21 protein-coding genes are annotated in these 15544 nt (G+C 25.0%); 10 read left to right on the top strand and 11 right to left on the bottom strand.

What is annotated here, in order from left to right:
• Positions 1 to 20: 20 nt before the first annotated feature.
• From QZ321_RS04920 to QZ321_RS04940, 5 genes are all read right to left on the bottom strand, one after another.
• Positions 21 to 671: a deoxynucleoside kinase gene (locus QZ321_RS04920; RefSeq protein WP_291745860.1), complete on the bottom strand. Its 651-nt coding sequence runs from the start codon at positions 669 to 671 to the stop codon at positions 21 to 23.
• A 128-nt stretch (positions 672 to 799) separates the two neighbouring features.
• Positions 800 to 1663: an NAD(P)/FAD-dependent oxidoreductase gene (locus QZ321_RS04925; RefSeq protein ID WP_291745858.1), complete on the bottom strand. Its 864-nt coding sequence runs from the start codon at positions 1661 to 1663 to the stop codon at positions 800 to 802.
• A gap of 14 nt (positions 1664 to 1677) precedes the next feature.
• Entirely contained in the window at positions 1678 to 1992 is a 315-nt protein-coding gene (trxA, locus tag QZ321_RS04930) for a thioredoxin (RefSeq protein WP_291740042.1), read from the bottom strand.
• 223 nt (positions 1993 to 2215) lie between these two features.
• Positions 2216 to 2458, bottom strand: a complete 243-nt coding sequence (locus tag QZ321_RS04935; RefSeq protein WP_291740044.1) for a hypothetical protein — start codon at positions 2456 to 2458, stop codon at positions 2216 to 2218.
• The gene (locus tag QZ321_RS04940; RefSeq protein WP_291740047.1) at positions 2448 to 2855 is read right to left on the bottom strand and encodes a DNA mismatch repair protein MutT; all 408 of its coding nucleotides are present in this window, start codon (positions 2853 to 2855) and stop codon (positions 2448 to 2450) included. Before QZ321_RS04940 ends, QZ321_RS04935 begins: the two co-directional genes overlap by 11 nt.
• A 190-nt stretch (positions 2856 to 3045) precedes the next feature.
• Between QZ321_RS04940 and QZ321_RS04945 the strand changes: the two genes are divergently transcribed.
• From QZ321_RS04945 to QZ321_RS04955, 3 genes are all read left to right on the top strand, one after another.
• On the top strand, positions 3046 to 3645 hold the full coding sequence (locus tag QZ321_RS04945) for a restriction endonuclease (protein WP_291745853.1): 600 nt from the start codon (positions 3046 to 3048) through the stop codon (positions 3643 to 3645).
• Complete coding sequence (locus tag QZ321_RS04950) at positions 3623 to 4138, top strand: restriction endonuclease (RefSeq protein WP_291745850.1); 516 nt, start codon at positions 3623 to 3625, stop codon at positions 4136 to 4138. Before QZ321_RS04945 ends, QZ321_RS04950 begins: the two co-directional genes overlap by 23 nt.
• Before the next feature lie 160 nt (positions 4139 to 4298).
• Complete coding sequence (locus tag QZ321_RS04955) at positions 4299 to 5012, top strand: HAD family hydrolase (protein WP_291740053.1); 714 nt, start codon at positions 4299 to 4301, stop codon at positions 5010 to 5012.
• A gap of 239 nt (positions 5013 to 5251) precedes the next feature.
• Here the strand turns inward: QZ321_RS04955 and QZ321_RS04960 are convergent, their stop codons facing one another.
• Together QZ321_RS04960 and QZ321_RS04965 are read right to left on the bottom strand one after the other, a co-directional pair.
• Entirely contained in the window at positions 5252 to 6091 is an 840-nt protein-coding gene (locus QZ321_RS04960) for a S1-like domain-containing RNA-binding protein (protein ID WP_291744066.1), read from the bottom strand.
• An 8-nt stretch (positions 6092 to 6099) separates the two neighbouring features.
• Positions 6100 to 6603 carry a gamma carbonic anhydrase family protein gene (locus tag QZ321_RS04965; RefSeq protein ID WP_291745848.1) on the bottom strand — a complete coding sequence of 168 codons (504 nt, stop codon included), beginning with the start codon at positions 6601 to 6603 and terminating at the stop codon, positions 6100 to 6102.
• A gap of 131 nt (positions 6604 to 6734) precedes the next feature.
• On the opposite strand from QZ321_RS04965, the gene QZ321_RS04970 reads away from it, so the two are divergent.
• Positions 6735 to 7763, top strand: a complete 1029-nt coding sequence (locus tag QZ321_RS04970; RefSeq protein WP_291744071.1) for a CehA/McbA family metallohydrolase — start codon at positions 6735 to 6737, stop codon at positions 7761 to 7763.
• A 137-nt stretch (positions 7764 to 7900) separates the two neighbouring features.
• Here the strand turns inward: QZ321_RS04970 and QZ321_RS04975 are convergent, their stop codons facing one another.
• On the bottom strand, positions 7901 to 8254 hold the full coding sequence (locus QZ321_RS04975) for a hypothetical protein (protein ID WP_291745845.1): 354 nt from the start codon (positions 8252 to 8254) through the stop codon (positions 7901 to 7903).
• 205 nt (positions 8255 to 8459) lie between these two features.
• Here QZ321_RS04975 and QZ321_RS04980 point away from each other — a divergent pair, with 205 nt between their 5' ends.
• Positions 8460 to 8927 (top strand): Lrp/AsnC ligand binding domain-containing protein, encoded by a 468-nt coding sequence (locus QZ321_RS04980; RefSeq protein WP_291744076.1) that lies wholly within the window; start codon positions 8460 to 8462, stop codon positions 8925 to 8927.
• A gap of 77 nt (positions 8928 to 9004) precedes the next feature.
• Complete coding sequence (locus tag QZ321_RS04985; RefSeq protein ID WP_291745842.1) at positions 9005 to 9205, top strand: DUF378 domain-containing protein; 201 nt, start codon at positions 9005 to 9007, stop codon at positions 9203 to 9205.
• 177 nt (positions 9206 to 9382) lie between these two features.
• Here the strand turns inward: QZ321_RS04985 and QZ321_RS04990 are convergent, their stop codons facing one another.
• Positions 9383 to 10624 carry a transposase gene (locus tag QZ321_RS04990; RefSeq protein WP_294196324.1) on the bottom strand — a complete coding sequence of 414 codons (1242 nt, stop codon included), beginning with the start codon at positions 10622 to 10624 and terminating at the stop codon, positions 9383 to 9385.
• A 57-nt stretch (positions 10625 to 10681) separates the two neighbouring features.
• Between QZ321_RS04990 and QZ321_RS04995 the strand changes: the two genes are divergently transcribed.
• Together QZ321_RS04995 and tnpA are read left to right on the top strand one after the other, a co-directional pair.
• Positions 10682 to 10834 (top strand): hypothetical protein, encoded by a 153-nt coding sequence (locus tag QZ321_RS04995; RefSeq protein ID WP_294196334.1) that lies wholly within the window; start codon positions 10682 to 10684, stop codon positions 10832 to 10834.
• Positions 10803 to 11210: an IS200/IS605 family transposase gene (gene tnpA / locus QZ321_RS05000; protein WP_294196337.1), complete on the top strand. Its 408-nt coding sequence runs from the start codon at positions 10803 to 10805 to the stop codon at positions 11208 to 11210. The genes QZ321_RS04995 and tnpA overlap by 32 nt, the downstream gene beginning before the upstream one ends.
• An 82-nt stretch (positions 11211 to 11292) precedes the next feature.
• Here tnpA and QZ321_RS05005 read toward each other — a convergent pair whose 3' ends face one another.
• Positions 11293 to 13035 carry a phosphoenolpyruvate carboxykinase gene (locus tag QZ321_RS05005; RefSeq protein ID WP_291745959.1) on the bottom strand — a complete coding sequence of 581 codons (1743 nt, stop codon included), beginning with the start codon at positions 13033 to 13035 and terminating at the stop codon, positions 11293 to 11295.
• A gap of 178 nt (positions 13036 to 13213) precedes the next feature.
• On the opposite strand from QZ321_RS05005, the gene QZ321_RS05010 reads away from it, so the two are divergent.
• Complete coding sequence (locus QZ321_RS05010) at positions 13214 to 14086, top strand: ComEC/Rec2 family competence protein (protein ID WP_291745960.1); 873 nt, start codon at positions 13214 to 13216, stop codon at positions 14084 to 14086.
• Positions 14087 to 14256: 170 nt separating this feature from the next.
• Here QZ321_RS05010 and QZ321_RS05015 read toward each other — a convergent pair whose 3' ends face one another.
• Positions 14257 to 15087 carry a ribonuclease H-like domain-containing protein gene (locus QZ321_RS05015; RefSeq protein WP_291745962.1) on the bottom strand — a complete coding sequence of 277 codons (831 nt, stop codon included), beginning with the start codon at positions 15085 to 15087 and terminating at the stop codon, positions 14257 to 14259.
• Positions 15088 to 15315: 228 nt separating this feature from the next.
• Between QZ321_RS05015 and QZ321_RS05020 the strand changes: the two genes are divergently transcribed.
• Entirely contained in the window at positions 15316 to 15537 is a 222-nt protein-coding gene (locus tag QZ321_RS05020) for a ferrous iron transport protein A (RefSeq protein WP_291743623.1), read from the top strand.
• Positions 15538 to 15544 lie beyond the last annotated feature (7 nt).

The raw sequence follows: 15544 nt of genomic DNA on the forward strand, positions 1-15544 counted from the left end.
CAGTCCTTTTTATTATATAATTATCCTCTAACTTCTTTTAACTTATCTTCTACCATCTTAATTAATTTATTTTTATCATCTTCGCTATTAACTACATCCATAACATCCATATCTATAATTAAAACTTCAGATGCGTTATAATAATTGTTAACCCAATTATCATATCCTTCCCATAGGAAATGGTAATACTCCTTTAAACTATCATCAATTTCAAATTCTCTTCCTCTAAGATTAATTCTATTAATTACAGTTTCAAAAGAACCCTTAAGATATATCATAATATCTGGTGACTTTTTAGGAAGGGACTTTAATTCTTCCATCATATTATTTAATAAGTTTTCATATATGTCCATTTCTAAATCAGATATTCTACCAAGCTCCATGTTCTTTTTAGCAAAATACCAGTCTTCATATATTGATCTATCTAAAACATTATTATCATTAACTAGTGCTTCTTTAATACTTTTAAACCTTGTATTTAAAAAATATAATTGTAATAAGAAAGGATATCTCTTTCTTTGTATTTCTTCTTCAGACTCACTATAAAATAACGGTAAAAGCGGATTATCATCTACAGATTCATAAAATACATCTGAACCAAAGTATTCTCCTAAAATTTTTGCTACTGAACTTTTACCTAAGCCTATCATACCACCTACAACTAACAACATACTTCACCTATCCTTTATTATTCATCCTTAGCGCTAATTTATGATACATTGTATTTATACTTAAATCAAGTCTTGACATAAAAAAATAAGACATGCATTTTATATAACATGTCTTATTTTTATCAAAACTATTTGTTTTTCATGATATCTATATATCTTACAGCACTTAATGCTGCTATATTCCCTTCACCTGCTGATTTTATATATTGATATGGCTTTCCTACGCAATCTCCAGCTGCAAAACATCCTGGAATATTACATTTCATTTCCCTATCAACATTAATATGTCCATCAACAATTTCAAGACCTGGAACTAATTGCCCTGGTGAAATACTATCCTTAAGAACAAATACCCCATCTGTTTCTAGTTCTAAACCTTCAAGTTTTAATGATGAAACCTTAGTATCTCCTACTATTTGTAATGGTTTTTTATCAATAACTTCTATATTATCTCTAAGGTCATATTCACCTTTATACATAGGTATATAATAAACTTTTCCTGCAAGCTCACTTACATAGTTTGCTTCTTCTTCAGCTTCTTTATTATATCCTATAATTGAAACTATTTTTCCCTTATAAAGAGGTGCATCACAAGTTGCACAATAGCCTACACCTTTACCTAATAATTCAATTTCACCATTAATAGGCTTAGTATATTCCATTCCAGTAGCTAAAATTACAGCTGTAGCTTCATACATTTTATCGTTTACCATTAAGCCAAAGTAATCACCCATGGCATAGATATTATTTACTCTCTCCTCTGTAATTTGTATCCCCATATTATCTATATGCTCTGCAAATTTCTCTTTTATTTCTGCTCCGTTCATTCCATAAAAACCTAAATAATTATTTATTTTAGGAGCTTTAATTATTTTATTGCTTAAATCTTTGTTTCCAAAAATAATGAATTTTTTATTTCTTATTTTTGCATTAAGAGCAGCTGATAACCCTGCTGGACCGCTACCTACTATGGCTAAATCATATCTTTCCATAGTACTTTCTCCTCTTATAAGTGTTTTTCAACAGCAGCTTTTAATGTTGGCTTTGGCATAAATCCAACTAATGTATCAATAGGTTCTCCATTTTTAAATACCATTATTGTTGGAATACTTGCAACTCTATATTTTCCTGCTAAATTAGGACATTCGTCTACATTAACCTTTGTAAATTTAGCATTTGTTAATTCTCCTGCAACTTCCTCATATATAGGACCTATCATTTTACAAGGACCACACCAATCAGCCCAGAAATCTACTATACTAACACCATCAAAATTAACAACTTCTGAATTAAATTCATTTTCTTTTAAATGTTGAACCATTATAATTCCTCCTACTCCCCCTTAGGGGGCTATTAATATTATTTGTTTTATTGTACAGCGATAATCATTATTAGTCAATAATTTTATGCTTATATTATGCTTATATTTAGTTTACCCTTTTTTCTTCTAAAAATTCTGTAATAAAGTTACCTAAATATAATATTCACTTTTATATCTATATAAAAAAGAACAAGGATTTATTTATTCCTTGTTTCTTTTTTTACTATTTATTAATAATTTTTTTATTTGAATTATAAATATCTAAAACTCCAGCCTCTTCATCAGAAATCGGAATTAAAACTGTTCCTAATAATCTTTCTTCTTTTTTAGCATAAAAGTATGAATCACTACCTACTTTAAGTTTTTTAACATATTCATTCTTTTCAATTTTATATTTTTTATTATCATAAGACTTCCCAATAAAATACTTCGACGTTTCTTTTTTAATAATTACCCTATAAAGCATTACATATCCCCTTTAAATCATCATTAGTTTCAAAATAATCTTCTAATATCATCTTATCTTCATCATTAAAGATATAGTCATTAATATTTCTTTTTCCAATCCATTTTAAACCATTTATGCTCTTATGACAAGTAATACATTCCTTTACACTACCTGTAAAAACTTTTAAAACGTCTTCGCCTTCTAAATTATATTCCTTAAAAGGTTTTAAATCAAATACAGTACATTTTATATCTTTATCAACTGCTTTAAAGATGCATTTTTCTTCTGTCTCTTTCCCCTTCATTTCCTTTCCAAATATGCCCCATTTTCTTTCATTTCTTTTTCCTCTTTCTGCAATTAATACATTTCCAAAGTCATCATAAATAATAATTGAACATCTTTTGATCATCCCCACTTTAACCTCCACCTTAGCATTTGATTTATAATTACTTATATACATTTAATAATTATAATATTTTTTTGCTTAATTTAAAACATCAAATTCTCTTTTATTACAATTTTATTTATTTTTTCAATAAAATTTATTGATTATATAGTGTATATGAGGTTAAAAATTGGTTAACAATTAAAACGAGGTGATTTTTATGAATTTTATGAAATACTTACCACTAATCATATTGCTATTTTTTCTATTAAAATTTTTAATTTCATATATAGAAAAAGCCACTCTTTCATTAGAGCAAAAAATGGTTGAAAAACAAATTGAATTTGGAATAATTTCTATAAAAGATATTCAAAAAAATAATTATAAAACCTTTATTAAAATTATTAATTTATATTTTAATATATTAGGATTTAAAGATACTGTAGAAGTTGCTAACGAATATAATAACCTTACTAATTTTAAAACTACATTAAATAAAGAAAATGTTTTTATTAGTTGCATTCAAAATGATTTAATAGAAAATAAATCTAGTGATAATGAAACATGGGAATTAATAAATCTTGCAGATGTTCAAAGCTTTCTTGCTAGAATGGTTATTAACGATTGCAACAAAGGAATGATTATAACTAATAGTAGTTTTTCAAAGGATGCCTTAAAATTCATTAATGATTTTAATAATAAAAATCAAGAAAAAGAAATTAAACTTATTAATGGATATGAGCTTACAAAAACAATACGAAATCATAAATCTTATATTATGAAAGAAGGGTTAATTAATGAAGTTAAATACAATATATAGTTATTTTATAATAATTCTGTTTTCTCCCTTAATAGGTAAATTAATTAATAAAATTATAATATATTATAAAACCTATAAAAGTTTTCAAAAAGATACTCCTTTATATAACATAGTTGATAAATTAACTGAAAATGAATTTGAAATTTGGTGTAGTGAATATTTATATAAATTAGGATTTAATAATATAATTATGTTTCCTATTGCCTCAAGTACTGGAAAAGATATTATTTGTGAAAAAGATTCTGAAAAATATTATGTAGAATGTAAAAAGTTTACTGATGATAAGTCTATAGCACCTTTTCATATAGAAAAATTATTAGGTACTATGATCTCAGATAATATAAATAATGGAATAATTATAACTACTAGTAATATTTCTAAAGAATCTCAATCTATTTTAGATAAAATAAATAAGTCTTACAATATTAAAGTAATAACTGCTAATGAGTTAGATATTCCCTATAATGAATATATACTTAAAGCTACTATTTAATTTAGTTGTTCATTTTTCTCTCAATACTAGAGATGTGTGATTTTATAATTCGCATCTCTTTTTAATTTATAATTTTTTGTGAAAAAATATAATTTATTTTTATTTAGTATATTAGTATAATGGTATAATAAGTAAAATTTATATTTGTTTAGGAGAATTTATGTATACTAATTATATCTTTGATTTATATGGAACACTAATTGATATTAATACTGATGAAAACAGCAACGAATTTTGGTACAAGCTATCATTATTTTACTCATTTAAAGGTGCAATTTATACTGCTGAAGAATTAAAAACCTCTTATAAAGCTTTAGTTAATGCTAATTTAAATAATATAACTGATACAAAGTATCCAGATTTTCCATTAGAAGAGGTCTTTTCTAAGCTTTATAAAAATAAAAATGTAATCCCTTCTAAGGAACTAATAATAGATACGGCTCACTTTTTTAGAACATCATCTATAAAATATATAAAATTATATGATAACGTAATTGACTTACTAAAATTATTAAAGAAAAAAGGTAAAAAAATATATCTTTTATCAAATGCACAAAGAGTATTTACACTTTATGAAATGAAATTGCTTGGAATTGAAGAATATTTTGATGATATTTTATTTTCTGCTGACTATAAAGTATGTAAGCCAGATAAGAAATTTTATAATATATTAATTAATAAACATAATTTAGATATGAAAAATACTATTATGATTGGAAATGACTATATATGTGACATAGAAGGAGCTTCAAATGCTAGATTAGATTCTTTATATATTCATTCTAATCTTTCACCAGATATAAATGGAAAATTAAAAAGTAAATATTCTATTATGAAAATGGATATACCTAAGGTTATGGAACTTATTGTATAAATTGTTTATTATAATATAGAAATTAAATTTTACTTTAAATAATATTTTCTATAAAAATAATAAATTATATAAAAAACTTATATAAAATTTATCAAAAAAAGCTAATAACAACATTTTTGATTTAAAGACATCTGTATCTCTACAATTTTATAAAATAAAAGGAGTTGTTATAATATTAAATTAACAATTTTAATATTATACAACTCCTATTATTATTTTAAAATATTATTCTATAATAATTATATAAGTCTACTTCCCTCTTTATCTTGAACAAGTTTTCCTGCTTTCATAAGACCACCTAAAGCCATCTTAAAGTAATTTTTACTTGTTCCAAAAGTAGCTTTTATATCTTCTGGATTAGATTTATCATTAAATTCCATAAATCCACCGTTTTTTCTCATATAAGTTACAATTTTTTCTTGAAGCTCATCTCTTTCATTTAATCTGGTTTTTCTTGGAGTTAATCCTATTACCCCATCTTCATAGATTCTCTTAACTCTTAATTGCATTTCATATCCTGGATGAACTTCATTATAATACTCATTAGGTAATACTAATCCCCTATATTTAGCATCAATTGCAACATTTAAAGTTCCTGAAGGAGTTTTTGAAAATACCATTGCAGTAACTTCATCTCCAACTTTAAATCTTCCTTCTTCAGCAACATCTATATATGCTTCAACTTCTGTTGTAGCTGCAAGTCTGCCAGTTTTATCTACGTATATGTAAAATAAATATTTTTTCCCTGTATGTAATTTATATCTTTGTTCTTTTAATGGTACAAATATATCTCTATCTAATCCAAAATCAACAAATGCACCAAATTCTCCTTGTTGCACAACCTTTAAATATGCAACATCTCCAACTACAGCTAAAGGCTTTTTAAAAGTAGCTATTGGTCTATCTTTTGAATCTCTATATATAAATACTTCAATTTCTTTTCCAACTTCTACTCCCATACCCTCTGCTAAAGATTTAGGAAGTAAAACATCCTCTTTACTTTGTTTATCAACTAGATAAAATCCAAAATCCTTTTCTCTATCTACTGTTAAAATATTATATTCTCCTATTCTTAACATATATCCTCCTATTTTTTATATCTTTTACTTAAGTTTACGTAATTATCTGCTGAACTTTTAATACCTTTTATTTCATCATCAGTTAATTCTCTAACTATCTTAGCAGGATTTCCTAAAATTAGTACTCCATCTTTGAAACTTTTTCCTTGAGTTACTAAACTTCCTGCTCCTATAATTGTATTTTTACCTATTTGGGCATTATTTAATATTATTGAACCCATTCCAACTAAAACATTATCTGAAATAGTACATCCATGGATTATAGCTCCATGACCTATAGTTACATCTTTTCCAATTATACATGGAGAATTAACATCAACATGTACTACAGAGTTTTCTTGAATATTAGTGTTAGCACCAATGACTATTTTGTTCATATCACCTCTAAGTCTAGTACCAAACCATATATTTGCATTTTCATCAATTTCAACGTTTCCTATTATATCAACACTTTCTGAAATGTATGTATTTTTATTTATTTTAGGATTAATTCCTTCAAAATCCATAATCATATTTTAAGCTCTCCTACAGTTCTATTTCTAACTAAAGTTCACTTTATTTTATCACCCTTTATAATTATTGTCATTATTTTAATATCTTTAATACTATATATTAATAATTAATAATTTTAAGAGGCGAATTTGTGAGTAAGAGTAAGCATAAAACTAAGGTAATCTTTGATCAAAGCAAATTAAGATATTATTATGGTATTCCCCATTGTCACTCTAGTTATTCAACTGGTAAGGGAACTCCCTTAGACTTATATGAATTTGCTATAAAATGCGGATTAGATTTTTTATTTGTAACTGATCACAACGATTTTCTTCCTAATAAAACTATAGCTAAAGATAGAACTTTAACAAAATGGGATGCAACAAATTATTTTGCAAGCAAAATAAAGAGAAACGAAGATGATTTTTTACCTATAGTTGGTTTTGAATGTAGAACAGCTCCCTTTGGTGATTTTAACATAATAAACCCTAATAACTTTTTTACTGGTGTTATAAGAGATTTAAGATTATTGACTTTATGGATGCTTAATAACAATCAAGCCTTTGTAATAATTAATCATCCTCATAAAGAAATTGAAAAAATTCAATATAATGAAATATTTAATAAATTTATTACTTCTATCGAAGTTTACAATGGTAATCCTGCAAGTAAATATACTAAACATGAAAAATACTATTATCAATTATTAGATAGAGGTTGGAAACTCGGAGCTGTTAATGGACAGGATAATCATAGAATTAATTTTGACCAATCTGATAACTTAACTGCTTATATTGCAAGTGATTTTTCTAAAAACTCTTTAATTGATGCTTTTAGAAGCCATAGAACTTATTCAACTGAATCAAGATTTTTAAAATTACATTTTACAATTGATGAAACATTTATGGGTGATACACTATCTATTTATTCTCCTAAAATAAAATTTTCAATTTTTACTGAAGACATTAGATATAAAATAAAAGAAATCCAAATAATATCAAATGGTGGTGTTATAGTAAAAAAAATTGAAGATATTAATTTAAATAGCATTAAGTATATATATGAACATCAAAGTCTAGAATCAGAAACTTGGTACGTTATTAGAGTGCTTCAAGATGAAAATAAAATAGCAGTAAGTTCTCCAATATTTATTATTCATTTAAATAATGAATATAGTTAAAAATTCTTCACTTTAAAGTTACATAGCAAAAACTTTAAGTGAAAAAATTTGTGTTACTAAAAAGAAAAATCCCCTAATTTTAAAGTTCCCTTTATAGAAAATTATTTCTATAAAGGGAAAACTTAAAATTAAAGATTTTATTTTTTATTATTTTTTGCATTGTTTAAATGCTTTACTCTATTTGGCTTAGCCTTAGGTCTAATTTCAATTTTCTTTTCTTTCTTTTTAGGGCCACCCGTTGTTTGAATGTTCATAAACCATATAAAGAATGTTAAAGTTATTATTGTTAGTAAAAACGATACCCAAAAAATATTTTTTCCTAAAATAACTGGCATAAACATTTGTAAAATAAGTGTTGCTATAGATATACCAAGTGGTATGTACTTGTTTATTCTAACTTTTGAAAATATAAACTTATTTCCTAAAAACATTATTCCAAATATAATTACTAATAAAACAACAAAATAAAGTAATGTTGATAAAATAGCCATTAATCTCTCTCCCTTCCTACATATTTCTACTATATATATTACTGTCTATTTTACATATTTTCAACCTAATTTACCTTCCATATATTTATAATTTATTAATTATTTGATTATTTTTTGCTATAGTTTTTATTTTATACTTCATTTTTTATATAAAATTTGATAAAATGTATAAAAGATATTATAAGTTTATTAAAGGGGTGTTATTATGGGTTTAAACCAAGCCTATCAACTTGATGAATTAGATCTTCAAATTTTAGATATATTAATTAAAGACTGTAGAACTCCATATTTAGAAATTGCAAGACTTTGCCATGTTAGTGGTGGTACAATCCATGTTCGTATGAAAAAAATGGAGGAACTTGGAATGATTAAAGGAACAAAAATTCTTTTAAACCTTCCAAAGCTAGGATATGATGTTTGCTGTTTTGTAGGTATCTATGTTGATAAGACATCATCATTTTCAGTAGTTTTTGATGAAATGGCAAAAATCAAAGAAGTTGTTGAACTGCATTTAACTACTGGTGATTATTCTGTACTTGCTAAAGTAATTTGCAAAAATATAAGTGATCTTCAAGATATATTATTAAACAAAATAAATGTTATATCTGGAATTCAAAGAACTGATACTATTATATCTTTAAATCAACCTATAGATAGAAATATTTCTATTTAATAAAATCTAATGATACGAATATAAATTTCTCCTTTGGAAAAAATAACTATGTTATTAAAAATAAAGGAGTTATTTTTATGAAAATAATTGATACAATAGTGCTTATTCTCGTTATAATAGGATCTATAAATTGGGGATTATTAGGATTTTTTCAATTTGACCTTGTAGCTGCAATTTTTGGTGATATGAGTACTTTTAGTAGAATAATTTATTCAGTCATTGGCATTGCAGGGCTATATTCCATATCATTTTTTACAAAAGATACATTCAAAAAATAATAAAAAGGAGTTGTATCATATTAAAATTTAAATATGTATACACTCCTTTATTATATATAATTTTTATTTATAAACTATCTAAAAACTATTTTATACTTTATTGTTTATCTTTTTGAACTACCTCGACCACAAGGGTACGAGGATTCTTTTAACGTAGTTTGATATTTAAGTTTCCACCTAATAGGCAACCCTTATACGTTGTGGGTGAGTCCAATTACCCTTATCCCTCATAGTATTTACTAAGTCGGGAATACATTTCTCTGCTTTTCTTAATATATTTAAGCTACCATTAATGTCTGCATTTAATATTCCATATCCACTTTTGAAAAGTCCTCTCGTTATTCTTCTACTCTTATTGTAATATTTCTTTGTTATTGGTTCTAAGTCTATAGCACTACATCCACTTGTATAAGATTCTTCTTGCAGTTTTATTTCTATTCCTTGCAATTTAGCTTTATACGTTATTAACTCAACTAGTCGTTGTGTCGGTATCTGAACAAAGGATTTATTATAATTCATATCTTGTTTAATATCTTTTAACTTTCCTATAACTATTTTACCTACATTATTTTCAATAGCCTTATCAATTACACTCTTGCTAGTTTTATGTAAATAATCATTGATATAATTACTTCTATATTTTCTAAGTCTATTTATTTCTTTTGTGTTTTTGAATTTATCTGAACCATATTTCTTCATTTCAATACTTTGTAAATAAGCTATTCTCTTATTGACATAAGAGTTAACAGATTTTAATGCTCTACCACAATAGATATATTGATTAACACCATCTTTGAAAGTTATAGTAGCTAAATTATCTAAACCAATATCAATGCTCATGATATTATTAGATATATTTTCAATTTCATCTTTATTATAGATAATAATTAAATACCAGCATTTTTGAACCTTATCATAATTAAACCTTGCTTGTTGTATTCTATTCCAATTTATAAGGCTTTGAAGTTTATTTGAAACTTCAAAATTAAGACTTTCTACCTCAAATAGTTTTTGAATAGATTTTGATAATGATAGCTTTAAAATATTATTTTGAAATCTTATAGCTAAGTTAGTAAATATAATTTCATTTTTATTTCTTTCAGCATTTTTAAATTTGGGAGGCTTAGGAAGTCCTTTATATTTGTTTGGATTAACTCCAAAATCTTTAATACTTGCAAAATAACTTTTCCAATTCTGTTCTAATACTTTAAACATTTGTTGTCTAGTATGACTATGCAGAAAATCACAATGCCAATTATTCTTGTATAACTTTTCAATTTCATAATAATTTTTAAAACCATTCTCTCTCAAGTCGTAGCTGATTATATTATAAAGTTTAGTTGTATGGTAACTTAATTCCTCTATTATATCTAATTGTTTTAAATTAAAATTAGGTTTGAATTTAAAACTTAATTTCATGTTTTTCACCTCCTCGCATTGTTATATATGTATATATTATAATATGAGGTGAATTTAATGGCTAGAAAAAATATTAATACAACGATAGATGAAGATTTATACAAAGAGATAAGAATTTTGGCATTACAAAAAGGTGTTAACGCTAATGATTTAATTGAGGAGGGGATGAAATATATTCTTGAAAGAGAAGGTAAGAAAGACCAATCATAGTGTTTACAATATTAATTATCATATAGTGCTTTGTCCTAAATATAGACACAATATTTTCAAAGATCAACTAGAATATGAAATATCGAAAATGTTTAAAAATATAGCTTTCAATTATTGTTTTGAGATATTAGAACAAGAAATAATGCCCGACCACGTTTACTTGTTTATATCTACTTCACCTATAATCGCACCTACCGAAATAATTAAAATTTTGAAAAGCGTTAGTGCTAATGAGTTATTTAAAGCATTTCCAAGTTTAAAGAAAAGTAAGTTTTGGGGAAGTGGTCTATGGAGCAAAGGCTATTATGTTGGAACTGCTGGAGCCGTAAGCTCTGAAATAATTCAAATATATATACAAAATCAAAAACTTGTATAAATTAAAGATATAGGTATCGAACCTATATCTTTAAAATGCTTACAGCCTCGGGTACAAGACCACGAGGTTTTACGCATTATTTCTATAAATCTCTTATAATTTTTAATAATTCCTTTGCAGCATCTTTTGGTCCATCTTGTTCTTTTCCACTAATTCCAAGACAAGTTTTTATTTGACCAACTTTTATATTTGTATCAAACATTAATTTAAAATATTTATCTATTAATATATTAGTTTCTGCTTGCTTTTGAGCTGGTCCAAATGGATTTGCAAAATAACTATTTACAAGTCCCTCTTCAGTTGTAGTTCCCTTAGCCATTCTTGGTCCTGATTTAAAAAGCTTTATTGCATCTTCAGGATTATTAAAATATTCAACAGCTTTATCATTTTCGTTTATTTCTGTAAAATTATTTGCATATAAAAATAAATCTATTTTATAACCCCTTATTATTTGACTATATGGTGCTACTGGCATTACCAGTCTTGCATTTATTTTATCTGGATTCATAAATATACTTCTATCTATTTCCCTAAAGGCATAACCTTGTGCTAAATCATCTAATCTAACAAAAGCACCTATTTCTGTACCATATCCATATATTTCACCATTAATTTCTTTAAATGTGCCCATATCATCAAAAATAATATTCATATTACTTATATATTCTTCACTTAACGTTCTAAAGGCTTCTAAGCTTTCTGACTTTCCGGCTCCACTATCTCCCATTATAACAACATTAGCTTCTTTTCCATTCTTCATTTGAATATTTACCATTGCACCATGTATAGGTAAATAACCTCTTTTTATCATTATTAAATTATGCAATGTTAAAATCATCTTTTTCATATATCCAAAATAATCTATTTCCTCAGAATAATTTATATACCCAAGCATTATATTATTTTCTTCATCATCATAAAAAACTGTTTTTAATTCCTCTCCATCATTTATTCCAAATACGTAAATAATATCAGGACGCCTTCCCCTACATTCACTTCTTTTAGCCATTTCAAATAAATTGCATAAAGTTATTCCATGATTCATAAAATCCCTATGAAAAAAAATATATGCTATTAATTCTCCAACTTTTGCAGGATAACAGAACCAATGATCTTTATTTATATGTGCATATTTTAAAGGATTATTATAAACCTCTGAAAACATTCCGTTTCTTGTATTCTTTTTAGGATATGTTATAAATGGTGGTTCTAGCAAAATACAATCTATAAAATTAATATCTTCTAATGCTTCATATCCATTTGGAATTGGCCACAATAATTTATTTATCATTATGCTACAATTTCCACCTGCTGTCACTTGTCTAAATACCTTAGGACTTCCTCCTAATACATTTTGTTCAATTTTTCTATAAAACTTTAAAATTAGCTTTTCAAAAGATGAATTAGCCTCTGTAAAATTCATAGCTGCTAATCCTTGACTAACCTTATCATTTTGTATAACAGTATATCTCTCTAATCTTCTCCAAAATAAATAAAAGTCTTCTATTACATTAATAAATTCTTCCTTGTTACTTAAAAGACTTTGGTATTTAGGATTTAATTCAATAATTTCTTTTACATCTATTATAGTTAACCACTTGAAAACCTTAGTAATATCTTCCCTTAATGTAGATATATCAGTAGTATTTAAAGATTTAACTAAATACCTATATGATAAAGTTCTCTTCTTTTCAGATTTTTTTAAATAAACACTTAAAACTCTTCTAAACCCCTCACTTTCTAATAAGCTCTCAAAATTATTACAATACCTAGTTGAAAAATTCATCAATACTTTATCATTACTTATTGAAAACTCCTTTTTCATCAGACTCCTCCTAATATTTTTATTTGCTCTCGTCTTACTATGATACCTTATAACATTATACCATATTTTAACATTTTATCACTTTTGTAATTCATTAAATATTTATAAACTTAAGTTTTACTAATTTAATTTTTGTCAATAATTCAAAATATAATTTTCAATTTAGGAGCATTTAACCATGAATAACTTTAAATTTAATAATAAATTTTTTAAAATACTGTCTTCTATTTTTATAGTTATTATTTTTATTTTATTTTTTAATCTAAATAATAATGCTAACTTTAAAAATAAAATGATTATTCACTATATAGATGTTGGCCAAGGAGATTGCATATTAATTCAAGTTAACAATAAAAATTTGCTTATAGATTCAGGTCCCTCCACTAATAGGAAATATTTATTAAATTATCTTAAAAAAATAAATATAAAAAAGTTTGACTACATAATTGCAACCCACCCCCATGATGACCATATTGGAAATATGGATACTATTATAAAAAGATATAACGTTGAAAAGTTTTATTCTCCTAAAGTAACAACCTCGTCAGATACTTTTGATTCTCTACTTAGTGCTTTAGTAGATAAAAATCTAAAAATTAATGTTTTAAAAAAAGGCACAAATCAAATCAATCTTGGGAAAAATGCTAATCTTAAAGTTTTATCACCTAAAAAAGATTTTACTAGTGATAACTTAAATAATTATTCTCCAATTATAAAAATCAACTTTTTAAATAATTCTTTTTTATTTACAGGAGATGCAGAAACCTCTGATGAAAATTTAGTCCTTTTTGAAAATAATGACTTAAAGGCAGATGTTTTAAAAGTTGGTCATCATGGTTCTTCAACTTCTACCTCTTTAGATTTTCTTAATTCAGTTGACCCATCTGTTGCAATAATATCTGTAGGAAAAAATAATTCCTATGGACATCCAAGTCAAAAAGTTTTATCTCTTCTTGATGAATCTAATATTAAAACACTTAGAACTGATATTAGTGGTAATATTATTGTAATTTCTGATGGAAAAAATATTTCAATAACTAATATTAAATAAAATTCAATATACTAGATAATAGCTAAGCTATCTGATAATAGCTAACAACCCATAATCCTAAATAAATTAAAAAATTATTTTTCAAAAAATTCTTCTATAAATGATAGATGCTCCTAAATAACTTAGGAGCATCTATCATTTAAGAAAAAATTTCTTAAATTAATATAACTTTAATCTATAATACAATCATCAGTATTTTTATCTTCATTTATTTCTGACTTCACTTCATTTTCTTGTTCTTTTAAAAGTTCAGTATTATTATTTAAATCTTCTTTAATATCTTCTACAAATTCTTTATTATCTTCAATCTTTATGATATCTTCTTTATCTTCATTAACCTTTATAACATCATCTTTACTTTTTATATAATCCTTCCATGTAACAAAAATTTTATATAAGTTTACTACATCTTGCTCATTATATAATAAAATTGTTTCTATTTTTTCTTTTGGCATTCTTTCAATATATTCCTTATCTTTTAATACCTTATGAAAAGTTTTTGCTAAATTAGAACCACTAATAACATCCCCTTCTCTATATATTGAAAAGAACTTTTCTAAATTTTTAAGTCCAATAGAAGTATTCATATTTCTTTCATATTCTTTTTGTATATCTAAAGACTTAAACTCTTTGTCAAAATCAAAATAAATAAAATATTTATTAAATAAATACTTTATTACAGTAAAATCATTATTCCCAGAAAAAGTTACTATAACCTTTTTTCCTAATCTCTTCATCTTTATAAAATATTTTTTTGCAAGAATAAGTATTTCAACTAATTCTCCCTTATTTTCTATCATATATTGAGTTACATGAATTTTTTTATCTTTATTATCATATATACAAGCTCCAAATACACCAATGCACTTAGGCTTTTTATATACATAATGCTCTAAATCAAAAAATATGATTTCCTCTGGTTTACACTTAACCTCCTTACCTTCTAATATTTTTTCAATATTATATTCTTCTACATCAACAATATTTTCTCGAATAATCACACTACCACTCTTTCTTACATTATTTATCTCCTGTATTTTTATTATTTGTATATTTTTTAATTATATCATGTTATTAATATAGTGAATACTAATTATCTTACCTACTTTTCAAAATATGTGACAAATTAATTTTAAATAAATTGATTATATTGACCAAACTGTTTTTTGTTGATAATATATAAATATAAGAAATATTTGATAATGATTTTCAAATTCGAGGTGATCTAGATGTGTATTTGTGATTTAAGACTTGGCGAAAAAGCTAAGATACATGAGATAAATGGAAATGATAAACTTACTAAAAGACTTTATGCTTTAGGACTTATTCAAGGAACTGAGATAGAATTAAAAAGAGTTGCTCCTTTAGGAGATCCTTTAGTTGTAAATTTAAGAGGCTTTGATTTAGCTATTCGTAAAAAAGATGCTAAAAATATTATTTTAACAGCTTAATTATAAA

Source organism: uncultured Clostridium sp. (assembly GCF_910588715.1).
GTDB lineage: Bacteria > Bacillota > Clostridia > Clostridiales > Clostridiaceae > Clostridium.